Annotated in this window: 15 protein-coding genes; 5 read left to right on the forward strand and 10 right to left on the reverse strand. The window is 50.4% G+C overall.

Annotation, left to right across the window (positions count from 1 at the left end; translation table 11 throughout):
• Positions 1–88 precede the first annotated feature (88 nt).
• On the reverse strand, positions 89–1618 hold the full coding sequence (locus DXC57_RS07970; RefSeq protein WP_118523799.1) for a trypsin-like peptidase domain-containing protein: 1530 nt from the start codon (positions 1616–1618) through the stop codon (positions 89–91).
• A gap of 290 nt (positions 1619–1908) precedes the next feature.
• Between DXC57_RS07970 and DXC57_RS07975 the strand changes: the two genes are divergently transcribed.
• Positions 1909–3117, forward strand: coding sequence for a class I SAM-dependent rRNA methyltransferase (locus DXC57_RS07975; RefSeq protein WP_118469426.1), 1209 nt, complete (start codon positions 1909–1911; stop codon positions 3115–3117).
• 537 nt (positions 3118–3654) lie between these two features.
• Here DXC57_RS07975 and DXC57_RS07980 read toward each other — a convergent pair.
• The 9 genes from DXC57_RS07980 to DXC57_RS08020 form a co-directional block, all read right to left on the reverse strand.
• Positions 3655–4569: an AEC family transporter gene (locus tag DXC57_RS07980; RefSeq protein WP_182457244.1), complete on the reverse strand. Its 915-nt coding sequence runs from the start codon at positions 4567–4569 to the stop codon at positions 3655–3657.
• A 28-nt stretch (positions 4570–4597) separates the two neighbouring features.
• A complete protein-coding gene (locus DXC57_RS07985; RefSeq protein WP_118651996.1) occupies positions 4598–6298 on the reverse strand; it encodes an LCP family protein in 1701 nt (566 codons plus the stop codon).
• A 13-nt stretch (positions 6299–6311) separates the two neighbouring features.
• Positions 6312–7733, reverse strand: coding sequence for an undecaprenyl-phosphate glucose phosphotransferase (locus DXC57_RS07990; protein ID WP_118651998.1), 1422 nt, complete (start codon positions 7731–7733; stop codon positions 6312–6314).
• A 21-nt stretch (positions 7734–7754) separates the two neighbouring features.
• The gene (locus tag DXC57_RS07995) at positions 7755–9620 is read right to left on the reverse strand and encodes an LCP family protein (protein WP_118652000.1); all 1866 of its coding nucleotides are present in this window, start codon (positions 9618–9620) and stop codon (positions 7755–7757) included.
• 159 nt (positions 9621–9779) lie between these two features.
• Positions 9780–10778 (reverse strand): glycosyltransferase family 2 protein, encoded by a 999-nt coding sequence (locus tag DXC57_RS08000; RefSeq protein WP_118652002.1) that lies wholly within the window; start codon positions 10776–10778, stop codon positions 9780–9782.
• 6 nt (positions 10779–10784) lie between these two features.
• The gene (locus DXC57_RS08005; RefSeq protein WP_118652004.1) at positions 10785–12971 is read right to left on the reverse strand and encodes a glycosyltransferase family 2 protein; all 2187 of its coding nucleotides are present in this window, start codon (positions 12969–12971) and stop codon (positions 10785–10787) included.
• Positions 12961–13935, reverse strand: coding sequence for a glycosyltransferase family 2 protein (locus DXC57_RS08010; protein WP_107001455.1), 975 nt, complete (start codon positions 13933–13935; stop codon positions 12961–12963). The genes DXC57_RS08005 and DXC57_RS08010 overlap by 11 nt, the downstream gene beginning before the upstream one ends.
• A 251-nt stretch (positions 13936–14186) precedes the next feature.
• The gene (locus DXC57_RS08015) at positions 14187–15122 is read right to left on the reverse strand and encodes an NAD(P)-dependent oxidoreductase (RefSeq protein ID WP_118652006.1); all 936 of its coding nucleotides are present in this window, start codon (positions 15120–15122) and stop codon (positions 14187–14189) included.
• Positions 15123–15138: 16 nt separating this feature from the next.
• Positions 15139–17070, reverse strand: coding sequence for a thiamine pyrophosphate-binding protein (locus tag DXC57_RS08020; RefSeq protein ID WP_118652008.1), 1932 nt, complete (start codon positions 17068–17070; stop codon positions 15139–15141).
• A 624-nt stretch (positions 17071–17694) separates the two neighbouring features.
• On the opposite strand from DXC57_RS08020, the gene DXC57_RS08025 reads away from it, so the two are divergent.
• From DXC57_RS08025 to DXC57_RS08040, 4 genes are all read left to right on the forward strand, one after another.
• A complete protein-coding gene (locus DXC57_RS08025) occupies positions 17695–18501 on the forward strand; it encodes a 3-deoxy-manno-octulosonate cytidylyltransferase (protein ID WP_118652010.1) in 807 nt (268 codons plus the stop codon).
• Positions 18498–19163, forward strand: a complete 666-nt coding sequence (locus DXC57_RS08030; protein ID WP_022359155.1) for an HAD hydrolase-like protein — start codon at positions 18498–18500, stop codon at positions 19161–19163. The genes DXC57_RS08025 and DXC57_RS08030 overlap by 4 nt, the downstream gene beginning before the upstream one ends.
• Positions 19164–19193: 30 nt before the next feature.
• Entirely contained in the window at positions 19194–20804 is a 1611-nt protein-coding gene (locus DXC57_RS08035; RefSeq protein WP_118652012.1) for an aldolase catalytic domain-containing protein, read from the forward strand.
• A 311-nt stretch (positions 20805–21115) separates the two neighbouring features.
• A complete protein-coding gene (locus DXC57_RS08040; protein ID WP_118472958.1) occupies positions 21116–22495 on the forward strand; it encodes a cell wall-binding protein in 1380 nt (459 codons plus the stop codon).
• Positions 22496–22502: the final 7 nt, after the last annotated feature.

The following is a 22502-nucleotide window of genomic DNA, read 5'->3' on the forward strand; positions in this document are numbered from 1 at the left end:
TTTATTCATTTCCGCTTCGCAACAGTTCCGTATCTTCACCGTTACGGGCAAATATCCATTCCAGCCCACTTCGCTGATGGGATATTTTCTATCTTCCCAGTTTTCTCTGCGGACTTGCCTGTGATTCACTCCGACTCTCGTTCTGGCTATCCTGGCTCTGCGGCATATCGCTCTTGGAGCCCAGTGTAATCTGTACGTTTCTCTCGACATATTTGCCATTTTCCAGACTCTGTACCGTCATGGTAACGGTGGAACCTGCCTTATAGTAAGTCAGCAGTTTCTTGAGATCATCACCATTCTTTACCTTTTCACCGTCAAACTTGGTGATAATATCACGCTCCCGCAGATCCGACCTGGATGCCGCGCCGCCCGCAACAATCTTGTATACATAGATACCTTCCGGCATGCCATAGGCCTGCGCCATCTGGCTGTCGATATTCTGAAGCTGGATTCCCAGATATCCCTGCTCATTCTCATCGACAGCTACCTTCGTCGTCTTCGTCATCAGGTCGCTGATAATATCCTTTGCCTGTGAAATCGGGATCGCATAGCCGATGCCCTCAACACTGGTGTCCGAATACTTCGCCGCATTGATGCCGATAACTTCACCGTTCATATTTAAAAGTGCGCCGCCGCTATTGCCTGGGTTGATCGCCGCATCGACCTGCAGAAGTGTCCGCTCTACGTCGTTGATGGTTAGCTTTTTATTTAAAGCGCTGACATAACCGACGGTAACCGACTGCCCCTGTCCCAGTGCGTTACCGATTGCCACAACACCCTGTCCCAGCTTCAGGGAATCAGAATCGCCCAGATCGGCTGCCTTAATCTGTTTTCTCGTTTCTTCCGGTATATCCGAAAGCTGTACGGCAATGACTGCCAGATCCGAATCGGAATCAGTACCTTTGACCGCTGCCTTAACGCTCTGGTTATCAATAAAGGTAACCGAAAGTTCCTCGGAATCTTCAACGACATGGTTATTGGTAATAATCAGAAGTTCCGTGTCATTCTGTCCGGCAATGATTCCTGAACCGCTGCTCGGCACCTCGTACTGCTGCTGACCAAACAGCCAGTTGTCCTGTGTATAAATCATCTTGTTGTTGATCGCTACAACGGACGGCATCGCTTTCTCTACAATCGAAGAAACATCGTTGCCAATGGAGGCCTGCGTTTTAGTGCCCGCATCTGCCTGTGTCTCCTGGGAAACCTGACCGATCGTTTCCTGTGTAGCCTCACCCGGAAGAAGCCGGTTTGAAAGTGCATTCACGCCAACCATGGTTCCGCCTGCCACACAGCCAAACAAAATGCCCGACATCACAAGTGCCGCAATTTTCTTACCAGTATTCTTAGAGCCATGTCCCCGGCCACTCCGTTCTTCCGGAATATAGCTGCGTTCCGGCTGCTTCTCTGCATTCTCTTTCGGATCTGCTCCGGCTGCTGCCTCCGGTTCTCCATCGAGACTGCCCCGGTAACGGGAATCATGATAACCGCCATAATCGGAAGTTTCTTCTTTTTTAGCAGTATCGTTATTCTTTTCCTCATAAGCGCTGTCCGAATAAGCGCCCTCCGTATAATCTACATCCTGATCGTGTCTCTCATTTCTTTCATTCTCGTCATACATATATTCATACCTCCTGTTCTCAGGAATCACAGCCGCGTACTGTCCATTTTGCGAACCTTCCCGCAGCGGATTGTTCATACTCTTATATTCTATCTCAGGCTTTCTGCCCTCTCTCTGTTTACATGAGATAGTCTATCAGTTATTTGTGATGTAATTGTGAAAATAAAATCATAAATCTGTGAAGCTTAAAAACATCTCTCGGTTTTCACTTGTCAGTCTTTCTCTCCTCTTGTATACTTAATGAATGAAACGAATTTTACATTTTATATGAAAGGACTGTTACATCCATGATGAATACACAGGCAGTTGTCCATATCCGCAAAGGCGAGGCTCGTTCCCTGAAAGCCGGCGGTATGTGGATCTATGATAATGAAATTGAACGAATTGAGGGCGAATTTGAAAATGGCGATATCCTTCGTGTCGAAGATTTTGACGGTTATCCGCTCGGATGTGGTTTTATCAACACCCGCTCCAAGCTTACCGTGCGGATGCTTTCCCGCAAAAAGGATACTGTCATCGACGATGCTTTTATCGAAATGCGCGTCCGCAATGCCTGGGAATACCGCCGTCAGACAGTTGATACCAGCAGCTGCCGCCTGATTTTCGGCGAAGCAGATTTTCTTCCGGGCATCGTGATCGACAAATTTTCCGATGTGCTGGTCGTTGAATCCCTGGCGCTCGGTATCGACCGTCTGAAACCGCTGATTCTGGAAAAACTCGTCAAGGTGCTTGAGGAAGACGGCATTCATATCCGCGGTATTTACGAGCGCAGCGACGCTAAGGTCCGCTTACAGGAAGGCATGGAGCGCTATAAGGGCTTTATCGGGGAACCATTTGATACAAAAGTAGAGATCGTTGAAAATGGTGTCCGCTATCTGGTAGATGTCAAGGACGGGCAGAAAACTGGCTTTTTCCTCGACCAGAAATACAACCGTCTGGCAATCCAGCGTCTCTGCCCGGGCAAACGCGTTCTGGACTGTTTTACCCACACCGGCTCCTTTGCCTTAAATGCAGCCGTCTCCGGCGCCAAAGAGGTCATCGGCGTGGATGCGTCCGAACTTGCCGTCGCACAGGCGCGTGAAAATGCAGAGTTAAACGGTGTTTCCGGCACTACCACCTTTCAGTGCGCGGATGTCTTTGACCTGCTTCCGGAATTAGAGGCAAAAGGTGAGCAATTTGACGTCGTGATCCTCGATCCGCCTGCCTTCACAAAATCCCGCAGCTCGGTCAAAAATGCCATCAAGGGCTACCGCGAGATCAATATTCGCGGTCTGCGTCTGGTAAAGGACGGCGGCTACTTCGCCACCTGCTCCTGCTCCCATTTCATGACGCCGGAGCTCTTCACAAAGGCGATTCAGGAGGCAGCCCGCAGCGCCCACCGCCGCCTGCGCCAGATCGAATACCGCACCCAGGCAGCCGACCATCCGATTCTGTGGGCGGGGGATGAGACGTCCTATTATCTGAAGTTCTACATTTTCCAGGTTGTGGATGAAAAGTAAAATCACAGAATGTTTGTAAGACTATAACCAAGCAATATGAACTGCTATTATAAATCATGAATCTGCAAATCCTCTCAGAGCAATCTGAGGGGATTTGTTTCGTTTTATCATTGTCTGTTCTGATAAATTATGATATACTTCGTACATGGGAAAAACCAGAGAGCCAGGCGGCTTACCCTCTGTTATCGAAGGGTTGCTAGATTTCAGCAAAGCTTGTTTATCAAAGACTGGAACGAGGCACAAATCTAACCCTCCAGAAGAAAGAAAGGAGGGCATTGCCAATGTATGTTACATACTCTGATTTGATTCAGATTGGAATATTCATTTGCGCCCTTGTTGGATTGTGTTATACAATTTTCAAGGGAAAACGAAAATAGCCGCCATTACTGCAATAATGACGGCTGTTAATAAACCAGTTGTTTAATTTATTCAGGTAAGCCGCTCCTCTGGCTTTTCCTTTTTCTATCCCTAATATAACATATCTTTTCATCCAATGCAAGCGAAACCCCCTTTATAGAAATACGAACTCATAAGGGATTACCGCTGCAGCACCATACACCAAACCGGTGCCGACACCATCGAAAGCAGCGTCGTAAATACCACGCACTTCGTCGCAAAGACTTCATCCCCGCCATATTTCGCGGCAAGAATCGCCGTCGTGCTTGCTGCCGGCATCGCTGCCAGCACCACAGAAATCCCCATCACCAGCGTGTCGATATGGAACAGGAGGCAGCCGATCCACACAAGCGCCGGAATCAGGAGCAGGCGCACGGCGGCATAGTAGCAGCTGAGCGGCGTGATCATCGTCTTCATATCTGCCTCCGCCAGAACGGTTCCGACAAAAATCATGGAGACTGCCGTGTTTGCCTTGTTTAAGCTATGTACCGTATCTCCCAGGAATCCCGGAATCTGCATCTGTAAAAGCATCAGCACAAAGCCGATGAATACGGAGACAATACACGGATGCGTGCATATCTTTTTAATCAGCGTCTTCCGATCCGGCGCCTTCGTAAAATACGTCATTCCCAGCGACCACATCGCAGTTCTCTGCGGAATCAGGTAAAAAGAGGCGTAGAAAAGCCCCATCGAGCCGAAGATGCCCTCCGCCACCGGATTTCCCAGAATCCCGGCATTGGACGCCATCGTCGCGTATTTGAGGACCTTCTTCTTTTCCTCTCCCACACCCGGATACAGTACCATATTTAAGATATAACAAGCCACCTGAACCATACACGAGACGAGCAGCGCCTGTGCGCTGCTCTTTAAGATATCCATGCTCAGTTCTACTTCAAATGACTCGATGATACTGCAGGGAAGCGTCACAAAGATGACCAGATCCGCAATGACCCTTTTTCCCTCATCCGTGATAATTACCTTCTTCTTTAAGAATGCACCCAGAATCATCAGGGAAAATAACATTCCCTGCATCCGGTACAAACCATCTAAATTCAAAGCATTTCCTCCGTTTCACACTCTCTCATCACTCAATGATGATTCCCACATCCGTCTTACTTCCCGGTGCACTGCTTCCATTCGGGGAACCGCTGCCGGAAGGTTTTTCTCTGCCATTCTCCGTCTCGCCGATGCCAGAATTTCCGCCCGGAAATGCCGACGAAGAACCGCCAGACTCTGCCTCACTGCTCTCCCGCGCATTTTCCTTTGATGCATGCGTACCGTCCGGACGGCTTTCCTGCTCAGAAACGCCATTCTCCTGTGTTTCCGAAGCATTACCGTTCTCTTTCTCCGACTCGTCGATGCCGCTCCCGGCTTCCTGGCTTTCGTCCGCGCCACTCTCCTGCGTCGGATCCAGGATGGAAATTGTCGTCGCCTCGGTCGTCTTCGGCAATGCCTTCGTTTCTGCCTGTTTCGTGCCATGAACGCCTGTATCTGATACAATTTTCTGACTGATCGTCCGGACCGTCTCAGTCGGCGTGTATTCCTCATCGCCAAACAGGAAATGATGCAGCTCGATGACATTGCTCTCCAGCGTCTGCGGGATGACGCAGGCGCCCTTGCGTCCCATCTTCTTTTCCCTCAGCTCCGACGGGAAACCGGTCGTCTCGGTCAGATGATAACGCGTAATATTTCGTCCTATCTTCAACAGATCATTGATCTCGATGCTGGTCGCCACCTGTGGAAATACCGTCTGCACAATATTGTTGATCGTCGCCCAATCTGCTTTTTTCATCTTCTCAAACGCGAGGGAAATAACCTTTCTCTGCCGTTCGGTACGGGCATAGTCCGTATCCATCAGACGGAGACGCCCATATGCAACCGCCTGCACACCGTCCAGATGGTTCATGCCCGCTGATTTAAGCTGGGTCGAAGCGACGCCGGTCGCCTTGACCGTCTCAGAAATGAACGCATTGATATAATAAAACTCTGATTTCGTGATCTCCACGTCAATGCCGCCCAGAATGTTGATCGCATCTGCAACGGCTTTCCAGTTAAAGGTCGCATAATCGTCAATATCGATATCCAGGTTCCTATTGAGCGCCTTGACAACCTGCTCCGGTCCGCCCTGCATATAAGCGGCGTTGATTTTGTTGTAGGTATTCTTGTCGCTGATATTTAAATATGAATCCCGGTACACCGAAACCAGACGTATCTCACCGGTTCCCTGATCGATGTTGCAGAGAATATTGACATCCGAGTTGTTGCCCTTTCCGACCGATGAGTTACGGCTATCCACACCGAAAACCGCGATCGTCCAGTAACCGCTCATCTGCTCCTGCTTCTCCTCCGAAATCTCGACGTTTTTGATCTCATCCGGGTTCCACGGAAGCCGCTGCATCAGATCCAGACGGCTGCTGATATACGAATATCCCGCAAAGCAGAGAATCCCGATCAGCACTGCAATCTCCAGAAGAATAAACCATATCTTCCGCTTCTTTTTCCGGCGCGCTTTCAATTTAACCGGGTCGGCGTAAATATCCGACCGGTTCATGGTCCGGGTTTTCTCCTGATTCCGGCTCTCCCGGCTGCTGCCAGGCTGCGTCTGTCCCCTCTTTGCCGCTTTCTGACCACTTCGGCTTCTATCTCCGCTCCGGTGGGATCCGTCCTCCCGGCGTTCCGTAAATGAATCCGTGATCAGTGTCAGACCATCGTCTTCCATCTCCGACGGTTTTGCCCGTCGGCTCCGGCGGTGTCCTGACCTATCTCTTTCTTCTTCATATCCCATGTGGTTTTCCTCATCAATACGCGTTTTTATTTATAAAGCCCTTAAAAACCGTCAAAAACATGATTTTAAAATCAAATCCCAGCGTCCAGTTCTCGATGTAATACAGATCATGCTCAATCCGCTTCGTGATCGAGGTATCGCCCCGGTAACCATTGACCTGTGCCCATCCGGTCATTCCCGGACGCACCTGGTGTTTGATCATATAACGCGGAATCTCTTCCTTGAATTTTTCAACGAAAAACGGGCGTTCCGGGCGCGGTCCAACCAGGCTCATATCGCCCTTCAGAACATTAAACAGCTGCGGAAGCTCGTCAATGCTCGTCTTCCGGATAAATCTTCCAATCGGAGTCACACGCGGGTCTCCCGGCGTCGTCCACTGGCTTTTCTCCTTTGCCGCCGACTGTACCGCCATCGAGCGGAACTTATACATCTTAAACGGCTTATTGTGAAGTCCCACCCGCTCCTGACAGAAAATGACCGGTCCCGGCGAAGTCGCCTTTATAAGAATCGCCGTCACCAGCATCACCGGTGAAAACAGGATGAGCGCCATCATGCCGCCGACCAGATCCATCGTCCGCTTCATCGTTGCGTTGAGCAGATTTGTGAGCGGCACATGGCGGATGTGGATCACCGGAAGTCCCTGCAGATCCTCCATAAACGGACGGGTCGGGATAAAGTTATAATAATCCGGGATAAATTTCGTATGCACACCCGATTTTTCACAGCCTGCCACGATTTTTTCCAGTTTTCCATACTCCTGGATGCTCAGGGTGATCGCGATCTCATCCAGCGTATTGAGCGCCAGAATCGTATCCAGATCGTCAATTTTGCCGATCACGCGCACTCCCTTATATTCTTTGCCCCACTCCTCATGGTCATCCAGAATACCGCGGATTTTATAGCCCCACTCCGGGTTGACATTCACACGGTCAATAAATCCTTCCGCTGCCCGGCTATAACCGACCAGAAGCAGATGCTTCTGGTTATATCCCTTCGACCGCATCGACCGGAGCGCTATCCGCAGGATATTCCGCATCAGAATCTCAGCAAAGAGATTGATGCCAAAAAACAAAAATACCATCGGACGGGAGAAGTTGTGGAAATACTCATTTTTACCGCCCAGGTAAAGAATCAGTGAGATCACCAAAAGACCGATGATGTTCGCCTTAAAAATATTGGCTAACTCCACCCGTCTTCCCTGAACCCGTTTGGGCGTGTAAAGATGAAAAAATGCGTATAAAATCAAATAAAACGGTACAATAAGAACGCCAGCCGCCAGATAGACGACTGCCATTGCGCTCTTATTATGCCCTGTTACATTAAACCACGACGTTCCATTGACGATAAACCACGCAAGTGCGTAGGCGCATGCAATGACACATGCGTCCAGCACTACGTGGAAATGGTTCAGCCGTTTCTGGTTATCTTTTATCATAGTATATCACCTGAATTCAGATTAAGCTCCCGGACCTGCCGGACCGCCGGGGCCTGCTGCATCGCTGTTTCCGGAATCCCCCGGTTCCTGAATCTCTGTGACCGGGCTTTTCACACCGGAATTATCTGATGCACCCGGAGAAGTCTTTTCACTGGATGCCGCTGTCTCTGCCGCTGTCGTGGTTGTAGATCCCGGTTTTGCAACGGAAGACTTCGTCTCCGATGTGCTGCCTGGTCCGGATAAAGAATCATCCGCCTCGGTTGTCTTATCCGTATGATTTTTCTTGCCGGGAGTCGTCGTTGTTCCTGGTCCCTTACTGCTGTTGCTCTTCGACTCTTCTTCCTCCCAGTCAATCCAGTCTTCATCCGGATCAAAGATCTCGTCCAATCCGATCGAGCTCTCGCTCTCGCCCTTCTTGGTCTCATCCCCGCTCTCGTCATCCGACTCGTCCGAAGCACTCGTCGATGACTTCTTAGCGGCATCCTTCGCCGCTGCCTGCGCGGCAATCCGGCTCGCCCGTTTCTTGATAAACGTCTGGGCGCTGACACCCTGATCGACCGGAACATGACCGATCAGCTTCGCATTCGTCGTAAGCCCCGTTACCTGCGCGATATGGTTGCTATACTCCTTGACATTGGACGGAACCTGATAATCTTCCTCATCAAACAGGAACTTATGAAGCTCTTTTACGTTGTACTCCAGTGTCTGCGGGATAACGCAGTCGCCGATCTTTCCAACATCCTGCTCGCCTCTGGCTGCCGGGAATCCGGCGGTCTCACCGATATGGAACTTCGCGATATTGCGTGCCAGCGGAATCAAATCCGTAATATCAACATTGGTTGCAAGCTGCGGCATGATCGTCTGAATCAGACAGTTGAGTGTCGCCCAGTCTGCATTTTTTGCCTTATCAAAGGCTTTCTGAAGAATAATTCTCTGACGCTCGGTACGCGCATAGTCCGTATCTGAATAACGGATACGTCCGTATGCAACTGCCTGGATACCATCCAGATGTACATTGCCCGCATGGGTCAGCTGATGAGAACCGATACCAGTCTCCTTTACGGTCTCCGTGATGAAGGCATTGATCCAGGAGAACTCTGCATCGCTCAGCTCGACATCTACACCGCCCAGAATGTTGATGGCATCCGCAACCGCTTTCCAGTTGAACGTCGCATACTGGGTAATGTTAAGACCCAGGTTCTTATTCAGCGCCTTAACTGCCTGCTCCGGACCGCCCTGTGCGTAAGCGGCGTTGATCTTATTATAAGAGTTTTTATCGTTGATATTCAGATAACTGTCCCGGAATACCGATACAAGGCGGATCTCACCCGTCTCCAGATTGATATTGGCAATCATGTTGACATCCGCGTTCGTACCTTTTCCGACATTCATCTGCCCGTGCTGACTTCGCGAATCGACACCGAAGCACGCTACGGTCATGTAGCCCTTCATATCATCGATCTGTTCCTGGGACAGGTTGACGTTCTTAACCTGGTCCTCGTTGAAATCAATCTTCTGCATAGAACCGAAGGTTCTGTGATACATATACCAGAACGCACCGCCCAGAATCATCAATATAATCACGACAATCTCCGCCGCAATGATCATATGCTTTCTGTGGCGCGCCGATTTACGGTAATGGCTGCCGCGGCGTCCCGAACTCTTTTTTCCACTTCCAGCGCTCTTAGGACCGCTGTAGCCGGAACGTACTGAACTGCTGCCCGCCTCACCTTTTCTCTGGCTATTTTCGACTGTACTGCTGACTCTTCTGCGGCTGGTGCCGGAAGCAGAACTGCCGCGCGAAGAATACCCTGCCTGACTGGCACGGCTGCTTCTGCCCTCGCGGCGCGCCCTCATGCGCTCCAGCTCATCATCCTCATAATTCATAAGCTACCTCATCTTTCACTTGCTTGCTGCCGCTCAGACATTGTCTGATAAGCAGCCTTTCTCCGTGTTTCATCTGCTAAACCATGACCGTTCACACATCGCGCAAACTCTAAGTTACTGTCCACTCATACGTGCCCAGTAACAACTCTAACCTTTTCCTCACGATTTATCAGATGCTGCTTTTTTCTCGATCTGTCTCACAGCAAATTCATAGACATAGAGAAATGTCCCGGCTAAAAGTTCCAGCTCTATCGCCAGATAATTTTTAAGCCGTTCCGGGCGGTACGCCACTTTTTTACACTTCTTTGCCGTCCGTATGCCTTCTTTCAGACCTTCCAGATAATCTTTTCCAAACCCGAGTTTCCTGAAAAATGAATATTTCACGAAAATCCCCGCTGCGATCGGAATCGCATTTATGATAAGCTGTAAGCACGGCATATTTTTATAATTCAGATACACATTGTTGCGTGCCGCCAGCTTAACCTTGAATGAATTGTACTTGGAACCGCTGGTTCCGCTTCCGACGTGCCATACCAGCGCCGCCGGGCAGTATATATTGTCATACCCCGCAATCCGGGCTCTATATCCCACATCAATATCTTCCAGATAGGCAAAATGCATCTCATCGAAATAGCCTATCTCCTCAAATACCTCTCTCCTGTAGATCGCTGCGCCCGCGCACGCCGAGAATACCCGGCTTGAACGGCGGTAATGCGTAAGATCCCGTCCCACGCCGCGCTGGTACGCCCAGCCAAGCAGGGAATACATATCGCCTGCATCATCCAGCCTGTCTGGATGGTACATCTGGATCATCCGGCTGCTGACGGAAAAGATGCGCTCCGACTGACCGATCGCACGCACCATCTCCGCCACGAAATACTCGTCCACCCGGACGTCATTATTTAAAAGCAGCACATATGGTGTGTCTGCCGCCTTGATTCCGACGTTGACTGCGCCGGAAAATCCCGTGTTTTCCGGCAGGAAAATCGTATCGATCTGATGTTCCTTCAGCCACTCCACGCTTCCGTCCGTCGAACCGTTGTCCACCACCAGCGTCCGGAAATTCGGATACGTCTGTACATTCAGTGAACGGATGCATTCGTCCATAAATTTCAACCCATTATAATTGGGAATAATAATTGTCGTTGTAATCTCCATCCCGGGTTATACCTCCAGATGATACGGTTCTCCGATTTTCTCTTTTTTCAGATCCCTGAGGGCGAAATTGGACTTCCGCAGCGTCAGGTTCGGATTGTAATAAGGATCTCCATTTTTAAGGATCTCCGGCCAGCGCTCCGAGAAAATCCTGATCTCCCGGTTAAAACGCGCCACCTTCTCCGGCGTATCCTCCAGTCCTCTTGACTTCGACTCATAATGATACAGCAATGCGTACGGATTGTAAACCACTAAATGATTTGATGCCCGCACTTTCATGCAATAATCGATATCGTTAAATGCGACCGCCAGCTTCTCCGTAAAGCCGCCGACCTCATCAAAGAGCGCTTTCTTTGTCATCAGGCACGCCGCCGTCACAGCGCTATAATCCTGTGTACTCATCGCACGGTGGAAATAGCTGTTTTCCGCCTTATGAAGTCCGATAAACGTATGCCCTGCGATGCCGCCGAAACCAATCACAACGCCCGCATGCTGGATCGTATCATCCTGATAGAGCAGTCTCGCGCCAACTGCGCCGACATCCTCCCGCTGGCACAGTCCCAGCATCTCCTCGATGAAATTCTCCGCAATCAGCTCGGTATCATTATTTAAAAACAGCAGATATTCGCCCTTTGCGAAGGTCACGCCGAAGTTGTTGATCGCCGAATAGTTAAACTCGCGCTCCCAGGTTACCACATGGACATTGGAAAATTCCTTCTGAATCTTTTCATAGTATTCAAAGGTTTCCTTCTCCGTGCTGTTGTTCTCTACAATGATAAACTCAACATTGCGGTACGTTGCCCGCGTCTCAATCGCCCGCAGGCATAGATCCAGATCCGTATGGTGATCCTTGTTCGGAATGATGATCGATACCAGCGGTTCCCCCTGAATTTTATATACAGAGTGATAAATGCCGTAGTCCACACCTTTTTCCACGCGCTCCGCCTCGATACCGACGCGTTTATAATGATCCATGATCGCGCGCGCACCCGCATCAAATGCGTACAGCTTGCTCTCCGGGTTGCTCGCTGTCGAATCCTTGTGGCAGCGCCAGTGATACAGCACCTTCGGGATATGGCGGATCTCCTTCGCCTTCTCCGTACAACGGAAAATAAAGTCATAATCCTGCGCTCCGTCGTATTCCTGACGGAAGCCGCCCACCTGCGCTGCCAGATCGTGGCTGACGACAAACAGATGGCAGATATAGTTGACGCTGCAGAGCAGATCGATATTGAAATCCGGCTTAAAATGCGGATCAAACAAAGCGCCGCCGTCCATATCCAGCTTATCCTCATCCGAATAGAAGCAGTCGCATCCCGGATGTTCCTGTAACAGTTTCGCACACTCATAGAGAGCATTCGGTGTCAGCTTATCGTCATGGTCTGCCAGCACGATATAATCGCCGGTCGCCATATCCATTGCTGCATTCGTATTGCCGGAAATGCCCTTATTTTCGCCTAAAATTACGTATTTAAAGCGGCTGTCCTTCTTCGCATACTGCTCCAGCACCCGCTCGCAGCTTTGTCCTGCCGGACTGCCGTCCGCCACGCAAACCTCCCAGTTTGCGTATGTCTGTTCCGCGATCGAATCCAGCATTTCCCGCAGAAATCGCTCCGGTGTCTTAAATGCCGGAATCACGATCGAGAATTTAACCGGCGCGTCAAACACCTTTTTCCTCTGTTCCTCCAGCTCCTCCGCCGTCGGCTTCGTCAGTGAATACCACTCGCCGTAATCGTAGTCATTGTCAATTCCCTGCAGTTTGTGCTTGGATTTTACCAGCAGGGCTTTCAGACCATTTTCCTTCCAAAAATCCAGACAGACCCGCACAGTCTCCATGTTCATCAGATCGCGGATCTTCTGCATCCGCTTGTGCGCCACACTGCTGCGCTTGCGGATCAGTTCTTCATTATATTTAATGCGGATTTTGCGGCCCTCGCCTTTTGCAATCAGATAATAATCTTTTCCGCGCTCATACGGGAACTGGATATCAAATCCAAGCTCTTTTTCTACCGTTCGCCCAAAATAAATCTGGCTGACGTCGTCGCGGCGGGTCGCCACATACTGAAACCGGATCGGCTGATGTGCCCCATCTTCAACCTGATAGGTGATCTCCGTCTCCGGCGTCTTTCCGATCGCCCAGCCATTGAGCTGAATCGAATTTTCACGAATCCGAACTACATCGACATTACATTTCATGCTGTTTGCCCCCAACTTTTTTTACCGGTGTATCAAAATTCAGCCGCTCTTCCTCCACTACCAGCGGACGCTTCATGACTCTCGAATTGATCGATAAAATATACTCCCCCACCAGACCGATGAAAAAGATCTGAACCGACCCTAAAAAACACATTCCAATCAGAACCGGCGCCATACCAGCCGGAAAATCATACCAGTGAAGCAGTTTCATCACCAGATATACAATCGCCACGATCATACTGATCGCCGCGCAGATACTTCCAAAGATCGTCGCCAGGCGCAGACCGACCTTCGTATAGGAGGTCACACTGAGCATCGCGGCATCGTAGAGCCGGTAAAAATTGTTGTGTGTCTTGCCTGCGCGGCGCTGCGGCTGGATATATGGGATCTCCTTGCGCTTATAACCAAGCTCCGCCACGATTCCGCGCAGAAACGGCGTCGGATCGTCAAGCTCCCGCAGAATCTCAATAAAATCGCGGTCATACAGACCCGAACCGGTAAAATGCTCAATCTGCTCGACATCGGAGAGTTTCTTTATCATCTTGTAATAGCAGCTCCTCAGCGCATACATGATCGGGTTTTCCTTGCTTCCCGTCTTGATGCCGATGACAATCTTGTAGCCATTTTCCCACTCATGGACATATTTCGGGATCATATCGACCGGATCCTGAAAATCTGCCACCATGCTGATCACGCAGTCGCCGGTACACTGTAACATTCCATAATACGGGGAATTGAACTGTCCAAAGTTTTTGGCATTAAAAATTGCCTTGATCCGTGGATTCTCGCTGCAGATCTTCCGAAGAATCGGGCGCGTCTGGTCCGTCGAATCATTGTCGATAAAGACAAGCTCATAGTCATATTCCGGCAGATCGCGCTCCAGCGTCTCCACAACCGCCTCGCTGATCGGACCTACATTCTCTTCCTCGTTGTAGCAGGGAATTAATATACTGATTTTTTTCATACTTTTCTGATTCCTATTAATTTGCTTTTTGTTTGAACTCTTCTGTTTCGTTCCACCAAATTTCGAACACAAAAAAAAGAGAAAGCCGCTTCGGCTATACTGCCTTTATTTTAAACGTCTTTCTCCCTTTTGACAACCTACAATTTTCTTAACGATTTTTGGCTGCTTCGCTATTTACTTGGCATAAACTGATAAAATATGTCCAAATATTTACCATTCTCTCCCGTCACTCTGCACAGAGGGCAGAAAAATCATTTCTGAAAAGCCAGAATTCTCTTCATTCCTTCTTCAAAATATACCTGCGGCTTCCAGCCAACCACCCGCTCCATCTTGCGGATATCCGGGATCAGATTGACGATTCCCTCTGCATTCGGCGGGCGGACGCCAAATTCCATGCTGCCCTGCCTGCCGCACAGCTCATAGACCGTCTCGACAAACCCGCGCAGCGGTCCTGTCTCATCCATCGGACCGCCCAGATTGTAGACACATCCGTGATCCGTGAGATTTCCCTCATATTCTGCCAGATCCGCCAGAGCGCGCCCCGCATCGTCAATATACATGAAGTTCCAGAGCTGCGTGCAGGCAGTCATCGTCATCTTTTCCCCTGCCCGGAAGACCCGGACACAGGAGGAAAGAAGCGACCACGGGTGATCGCCCGGTCCATACGTGCTGAAAATCCGTGCATGCCCATAATCCAGTCCCAGTTTCCGGCAGAGCACTTCCGCCTGCTGCCGGACTGCCAGTTTCGCGCGTCCATACGGGGAGGTCGGCTCGCAGACCGCCTCCTCGTCTGTCAGCTCGCTCTTGACACCATACTCCGCCTGCGAACCTGTAAAGAGAAACCGCCGGCACCCGAGGTCTTTCGCCACGCGGACGGCATTCAGCGCGTCCTGCACGCTCTCCTCCTGGACTGACTCATTTTTCCGTGAATCACTCCCTGCACCGCGCCAGCCCATATGGAGAAACACATCGCATCCGCCCGGAATCCGTTCCGGCAGTTTCGAGAGATTCCCCAGATCCTCCTCCAAAATCGTGAGTCCCTGCGGAAATTTTCCATTTTCCCGCAGCAGATCCGCTTTCGTCGAATGTTCCCGCAGTACGGCGTATACCTGATGTCCGCGATGTAACAGCTCGCGCACCGCCCCCAGACCTACAAAGCTGGTGGCACCTGTGACAACTATCTTCATTCTATCGTTTCCTTTACTATTTTTTAATACGCGGAATCAGCATGATACGGTCCATCTCCTCGTCCGGCAGGAATGGGGACAGATCCTCCAGCGGCGGCGATACAAGCGTTCCGTCCGGCAGTCTCTTCGCCGCGGACTTCGGCTCAAAGTTCTGATCCAGCGTTACAAATACCTCGCAGATCACCGGGCCGTCCATCGCCAGCGTTTCTTCCACCTTCTCGCCCAGCTCCTTATTTCCATGAATCGATACATATGGGAATCCATACGCCCACGCCAGCTTTTCCATGCTCGGGAATCCAAGATCGCCGCTGTCCACGCCGATACCGATGAGCGGCTCGCCGAAGAAATTCTTCTGGGTCTGGCGGATAGAATGGTAACCGCCGTTATTGATAATGAAGATCTTGATCGGCATCCGGTGGCTGACAACTGTCTCAAGCTCCTGTAAATTCATCTGAATACTGCCGTCTCCGGTGATCAGGATAATATCCTGGCTGTGATCTGCCACGCACGCGCCGATCGATGCCGGAAGTCCGTAGCCCATCGAAGCGATGCCGGAGTTCGAGATAAATCTCTGTCCCTTTTTCACAATATTTGCATGTCCACACACAACATTTGCAGATCCATTCCCCACAACCACGATCTGGTTCTCATTTAAGCGACGGCTCATCTCATACGCAAATGCATATACGTTTGCCTCTGTCTCCGTGCCGCCGTTCATGTGCTTCGGCAGAACCACCGGATAATCATGCTTCCAGCCCTGGCAGATACGCAGCCACTCTGCCTGCGCGTCCTTGTACTCCTGCGTCATCGAAGCCGCGCCGTCCGCTTTTCCTTCCTCCGAAAGAACCTCGTCCATCACGGTCAGAAGATCCTTCACATCCGCGTGAACCGGCATGTCCACATGCAGGGTCGGCTTTTTCAGCTCTTCGGCATCGATATCATTCACAATCACATACGCCTCGCGCGCCCAGGTAGTAAAACGGTAACCGACCTGACGGAAACTCAGACGGCTTCCGAGCGACAGCACCAGATCGCTGTTCTGGATCGCGAAGTTGCCCGGGCGATCGCCGACGTTGCCGCCTTTTCCGATGTACAGCGGGTGTTCGTCATAGATACAGTCGATGCTGTCCGCGCCGGTCACAACCGGGATTCCCAGCTTTTCAACCACGCGCATGAAAACATCGTGTGCCGCGCCGATACGGATACCATTTCCGGCATTGATCACCGGACGTTTGGAGGTGCGGACTTTCTCGATGATCGCACGCGCCGTCTCCTTCGTCACACGTGCCGGAAGTTTTGCACGAAATTCACCTTTTCCGGCGGTATCCTCCGGGATCTCGGACGCGCTCTCTGCCGCCCAGCCAGTTCCGCCTGCCTCATAATTCTCCGGTTCAAAGCCGATCAGATCGTCTGTCTCGATCATTGCCGCCTGCACATTCAGCGGAATATCCAGCCAGGTAGGACCCGGACGACCGTTGTAAGCCAGATACAGGGCTTTTTCCACACAGAAGCGGATACGCATCGGATCGATCACCATCTCACAGTATTTTGTCATATTGGCAACCGATTTGGTGATATCATACTCCTGATCGCCCATCGCGCGCAGGTGAAGTCCCGTGCTGCGCGCTGTCGTGTCATAACGCACCTGTCCGGAAATGACAAACATCGGGATTGAATCCAGAAATCCGCCCGCAACGCCGTTCATCGCATTGATGCCGCCAGGTCCCGTCGTCACGCACACTGCCGCAATCTTGTTGTGGATGCGGGCATACGCCTCCGCTGCCATCGCACATGCCTGCTCATGATGATTGTAGAGGCAGTGAAGTCCTTCCTGGTGCCCCAGCGCGTCATCCAGATGCATCGCGCCGCCGCCCGTGATCATAAACACATCCGTGATGCCGGATGCGAGAAGCTTTTCTGCTATATAATTAGAAAGTTTCTGTTTCATTTTGATTTCCTCCTGAAAATACCTTGTCAAGTGTTCATACTACATCATAAGAACGTATTCTCACCCGTCCACTCACGAACCCGCGCTATCGCGCTCTACCGCCCTGCTTCGCATGGCTGTTCGTTCGTTAATGGCGCAAGAAAAGAATATGTCTGCTTCGCAGCCGTATTCGTTTCTTCTGCGCTCATTATACCATGACCACTAAATTCGTGAAACACCTCATTAAGTGGTCAGGTATATGTTCTCACTAGACTCGAAAATACCTCGTCAAGTGTTCACATTATATCACACATATTTCTCTTTTCATAGCCAGCACGGCGTTTTCCCTTCTTCTGAAACGTTCTTTTGTTACTGTTCACGCATACGTGCCCAGTAACGGAATTTGCCGTGGCTTCGCATTTAAATACGGCAAATTCCTGCTGCCACCACGTTTTCTTACGGCACTTTCGGTTCCAAAAGTGCCTACCCGTGAACAGTAACTTACATTTTTCTTATGTTGTCTTGTGTTTTTCCTATTTCTTTTCTATAATAAAGGTCGGCATCCGATTCACATCGGTATGCCTGAATCGTTACGGTTCAGTTTACTTTATGTAACTGCATTTTTATCATACAGAGGAACGTCTTATGAATCGATTAGCACAGAAAAAAAAGGTCTGCGCGCTGATTCCGGCGCGGCTTAATTCGGTTCGCTTTCCGGGAAAGGCATTGAAACAGATTGATGGGATTCCAATGGTTGTGCGGGTTCTCGCGGCGGCGCGGGACAGCGGTGTATTTGATGCCGTTTACGCTGCGACCGACAGCCCTGAGATTGCTGCTGTTTGCCAGACATATGGATTTGAGGCGGTTTTCACCTCCCATTCCCATCAGAATCCGACCTCCCGCATTCAGGAGGCGGTGACGATTCTGGAAGATTCCAAGTCTGCTTCTTCGCGGAAATTTGATTTTTATGCGATGATCGGCGGGGATGAACCGCTTCTGACACCAGAGATTCTGCAAAATTTTATGGAGCAGGCGCTTACTGTTATTACCTCAAAAGAAAATGTACAACGTCCATTTCTCATCAATGCCATGGCAGATATCCTGAACGATGCCGAGACAGCCGATCCATCCAACATAAAAGTGGTCTGCCGCCCGGACGGCACAGGGCTTTACATTTCCCGTGCGCCAATTCCATTCCGCAAGGGGACGCTTGACAAACCTTCCCGGAAATTTGTGAGTATCGGGCTTTATACGCGGGAATCGCTCGATTTCTTCTGCCAGAGCAGACCGGGTATTCTGGAACAGATCGAGGGCGTGGATTTGCTGCGTTTCCTCGAATATGGGAAAACGATCCTATTTCTTCCCATCTGCGGATATACGCTTTCCGTAGACACCCCCGCCGACCTTGAAACAGTACAGGCGATTTTACACAGGAGGACTAGCACCCTATGAATAAGAAAACATACCGCGGCGTGATCTTCGACCTCGACGGCACGCTGCTCGATACATCCGAAGGCGTCTTTGCGAGCGTGCGTCACACGGTAGAAGCACTTGGAAAACCTGCCCTCGACGAGGCGACACTCCGCACCTTTATCGGACCGCCCGTCAAGCTGTCGCTCATCCGCCTCTATGGACTGGACGAGGACGCCGCGAACCACGCAACCGAGATTTTCCGCACCCAGTACAAGGATCACGACCTGCTGAAAGCCGAGCCATACGCCGGTATCAAAGACCTGATCCGCGCACTCCGCGCACAGGGCTGCAAGATCGGGGTTGCCACCCTGAAACGTGAAGATTATGCGCTGACTCTGCTGGAACATTACCATTTCACAGAACTCTGTGACTCCATCTGCGGCAGCGATTTTGCCAGCAAAATGACGAAGGCTGACGTTCTGCACAAGTGCTTAAAAGCTTTGGAGTTGTCTCCATCCGAGGCAGTTCTTATCGGTGATACCTCTTCCGACGGAAAGGGTGCCAAAGAGGCAGCTGTCGATTTTATGGCAGTCACCTACGGCTTCGGACCAGATACCGCGGAGGCATGGCAGGAATATGCGCCGGTTTATACGGCAAAGGATACGCATGATATCGGGGCGTTTCTGGGAGTCAATTTTTAAAATTACAAACATAACAAGAGGACAAACATCATGAAACAAGTCAAATTACTCGACTGCACTCTCCGTGACGGCGGCTACGTCAACGACTGGGAGTTCGGTCACGACAATATTGTTACTATTTTTGAACGTCTGATCAGCGCGGGCGTGGACATTCTGGAAGTTGGTTTTCTGGATGACCGCCGCACTTTCGACCGCAACCGCACGATCATGCCGACAACCCAGTGTGCCGATCAGATTTTCGGCAAGCTGGACAAGGGAAATACGATGATCGTCGCCATGATCGACTACGGAACCTGCGATATTTCTAATTTAAGCCCGTGTTCTGAGTCCTACATCGACGGCATCCGCGTCATTTTCAAAAAACATGTGATGCATGAGGCGATCCAGTTCTGCCACGAAGTCAAAAAACTGGGCTACAAAGTGTTTGCACAGGCGGTTTCGATCACCAGCTACTCCGACCGTGAGCTTCTGGATCTGGTTGACCTTGTAAACGATCTGGAACCGTATGCGATGTCCCTTGTAGACACCTACGGTCTGCTTCATCAGGATAACCTGCTGCACTATTTCCAGCTCTTAAACTACAACTTAAAACCATCGATCGCGATCGGCTACCACTCCCACAATAACTTCCAGCTCGCATACTCGAACAGCATGGAAGTCTTACGCGAACCGGCAGACCGCACCGTTTTAGTTGATGCCACCCTGTACGGCATGGGAAAAAGCGCCGGAAATCTTCCGATCGAACTCATTTCCATGTACATGAACACCGTATTCGGACGCAATTTCAATGTCAGTCAGATGCTCGAGGCGATCGACATCAGCATCATGCCGTTCTTCCGCAAGAGCCCATGGGGATACAACCTGTTCTTCTATATTTCCGCCTCCAACAACTGCCATCCGAACTACGTCCGCTTCCTGATGGATAAACACACCCTGTCGCTTAAATCCATCAATACGATTCTGGATGCGATTGAGCCGGAGAAAAAACTGCTCTACGACAAAGATTACATTGAAACACTGTACCGCAGGTATCAGAGCACAGAATGCAATGACGAAGCCGATATTCAGGCATTGAGTGCTTCCTGGAGCGAGCGCCCGCTTCTGCTGCTCGGTCCGGGAAAGAATCTGGAACTGGAAAAGGAGACAATTCTTTCCTATATTAAGGCGCACAATCCGATCACAATCTCCGTCAATTTTATCCCGGAGGGAATTCCAATCGATTATGCGTTCTTAAGCAATTCCAGGCGGTATGTCCAGCTCAACAACCGCCTGCTCGAGCACGCCGACGCCCAAGGACGCCCGGTGCGCGTCATCGCGACCTCGAACGTGACGAATGTCAAAGATACACATTTTGATTACACCTTAAACTATAATTCCCTGATCGACCAGAATGCAGAGATCATCGATAATTCCTTTGTCATGCTGCTGAACGTCCTGACCAAAACAAGCGTCCACCACGCCGCCTGCGCGGGATTCGACGGATATACGGTCGATGGAGACAACTACTATAATTCCGCGATGGACTACCGGATCGCGCGGGAAAAATCACAGAGTATTAACCAGTATGTGATAGATACGCTGGAGAGGCTGGCAGGAACGCTGACGCTGGAGTTCCTGACGGATTCGAAATACGTAAAATAAAAAATTATATTTTCATATAGAAAAAGGGGTGTTCCAGCTGGTTCACCCCTTTTTCCGTTACTGTTCACGCATCGTGCCCAGTAACGGAATTTGCCGTGGCTTCGCATTTAAATACGGCAAATTCCTGCTACCACCACGTTTTCTTACGGCACTTTCGGTTCCAAAAGTGCCTACCCGTGTACAGTAACCTTTTTCCACATCTCTCCACCCTTTCCAGCAACGCACACTATCTTTTTACGCATAATCCCCGTATAATAAGCCCCGTAATGCAGCGATGGATTTTCGCATTTTCAAAAAGGAGAGATTATACCATGCGTAAGCAAACTAAAACTTTAGCTGTTTTATCCGCTGCGGCTTTGTTCGCGGCTGCTGCACCTATAATGACAAATACGGGAACTTACAGAGTTCTGGCGGCTCAGAGCGGCTGGACAGAGGAAGATGGTCGTCTTTATTACTACGATGAGGACGGCTATAAAGAGACAAACACATGGAAAAAGCGGAATGGCGACTGGTTTTATCTCGATGAGGAAGGCGAGATTGCTACCAATCAGAGAGTCGATGACTATTTCGTCAACGATGAGGGGCACATGGCAAAGAACCAATGGGTTTCGGCTGAAAATGAGATCAGCTATGACAGCCCGGATTCTCCGGACGGCGGCTCCTGGCTCTATTTTGGCAAGGACGGCAAGATTGTAACTGCCAAATGGATGAGCATCAACGGAAAAACCTACTATTTCGACGAGGACGGACTGATGCAGACCGGGCTTCTGGAGCTGGACGGACAGACCTACTACCTCGGCGAGGAGGATGACGGCGCCAGAAAAACCGGATGGATTCTGCTGGAAACCATCACGAAAGACACCGACGATGAAGATATCTGGTGCTATTTTGACACCGAAGGACGCATGATCGTAAACCAGATGGACCGCAAAATCGACAATGGCTACTACACTTTCATCGACGGCCAGATGCAGACAGGCTGGATCAATGTCGCGGAAGCTGGCTTTGTAAGCTCCAGCACACCTTCAAACGAAGCAGCAACAGCGGACAACTCTGCCACAGACACTGTCAGCTTAAACGATTTCCGCTATTACGATCCGGAAAATGGCGGACGCCGGGCAAGCGGCTGGTACACCATTGAAGGGGCACCGGGCATCAGCGAAGAAGAAGAGCCATTTTCCTTCTTCTTTAAAAACGGAACCGCTTACTTTGCCGAGAAGGATCTTGCTATTTTCACCATCAATTCCGAGCGCTACTGCTTCAACGAGCGCGGTGAAATGCAGACCGGACTTCAGAGCCTGAAACAGGCGGATGGCAGCTTCGCCTCCTACTACTTCGGCGACGACGGCGTGATGCGTACCGGCAAGCAGACCATTTACAATGATGATTTAGAAGAAAACCAGATCTGGTATTTCCAGACCAAAGGCTCTCTCAAAGGACAGGGCTACCATGGCGAGCGCGATAACCAGGTTTATGTAAACGGTCTTTTAAAGAAGGCGGATCCGGAACTCCGCTATGAGCCGGTTTCCATCAGTGAAAAACGCTACCTGGTAAACACCAGCGGCACCATCCAGAAAGCAACCTCTTCCTCCTCTTCCGCTTCCCGTCCGGAACTCGGAAAAGGGTTCAAGGATATCAAAGACAGCAATGATACTGTCTGGACAGTTGACACATCTGGAATCATCCAGTAGAATATAA

This window comes from Clostridium sp. TF06-15AC (assembly GCF_003481165.1).
In the GTDB taxonomy this organism is placed as follows: Bacteria; Bacillota; Clostridia; order Lachnospirales; family Lachnospiraceae; genus Otoolea; species Otoolea fessa.

What these genes read in the sequence shown, in the direction of transcription:
- DXC57_RS08025 (WP_118652010.1), top strand. Translation starts at nt 17,695, where the DNA reads ATGAATCGATTAGCACAGAAAAAAAAGGTCTGCGCGCTGATTCCGGCG.
- DXC57_RS08005 (WP_118652004.1), bottom strand. Translation starts at nt 12,971, where the DNA reads ATGAAATGTAATGTCGATGTAGTTCGGATTCGTGAAAATTCGATTCAG.
- DXC57_RS08020 (WP_118652008.1), bottom strand. Translation starts at nt 17,070, where the DNA reads ATGAAACAGAAACTTTCTAATTATATAGCAGAAAAGCTTCTCGCATCC.
- DXC57_RS08010 (WP_107001455.1), bottom strand. Translation starts at nt 13,935, where the DNA reads ATGAAAAAAATCAGTATATTAATTCCCTGCTACAACGAGGAAGAGAAT.
- DXC57_RS08030 (WP_022359155.1), top strand. Translation starts at nt 18,498, where the DNA reads ATGAATAAGAAAACATACCGCGGCGTGATCTTCGACCTCGACGGCACG.
- DXC57_RS07985 (WP_118651996.1), bottom strand. Translation starts at nt 6,298, where the DNA reads ATGGGATATGAAGAAGAAAGAGATAGGTCAGGACACCGCCGGAGCCGA.
- DXC57_RS07975 (WP_118469426.1), top strand. Translation starts at nt 1,909, where the DNA reads ATGAATACACAGGCAGTTGTCCATATCCGCAAAGGCGAGGCTCGTTCC.
- DXC57_RS08035 (WP_118652012.1), top strand. Translation starts at nt 19,194, where the DNA reads ATGAAACAAGTCAAATTACTCGACTGCACTCTCCGTGACGGCGGCTAC.
- DXC57_RS08040 (WP_118472958.1), top strand. Translation starts at nt 21,116, where the DNA reads ATGCGTAAGCAAACTAAAACTTTAGCTGTTTTATCCGCTGCGGCTTTG.
- DXC57_RS07995 (WP_118652000.1), bottom strand. Translation starts at nt 9,620, where the DNA reads ATGAATTATGAGGATGATGAGCTGGAGCGCATGAGGGCGCGCCGCGAG.
- DXC57_RS07990 (WP_118651998.1), bottom strand. Translation starts at nt 7,733, where the DNA reads ATGATAAAAGATAACCAGAAACGGCTGAACCATTTCCACGTAGTGCTG.
- DXC57_RS08015 (WP_118652006.1), bottom strand. Translation starts at nt 15,122, where the DNA reads ATGAAGATAGTTGTCACAGGTGCCACCAGCTTTGTAGGTCTGGGGGCG.
- DXC57_RS07970 (WP_118523799.1), bottom strand. Translation starts at nt 1,618, where the DNA reads ATGTATGACGAGAATGAAAGAAATGAGAGACACGATCAGGATGTAGAT.
- DXC57_RS08000 (WP_118652002.1), bottom strand. Translation starts at nt 10,778, where the DNA reads ATGGAGATTACAACGACAATTATTATTCCCAATTATAATGGGTTGAAA.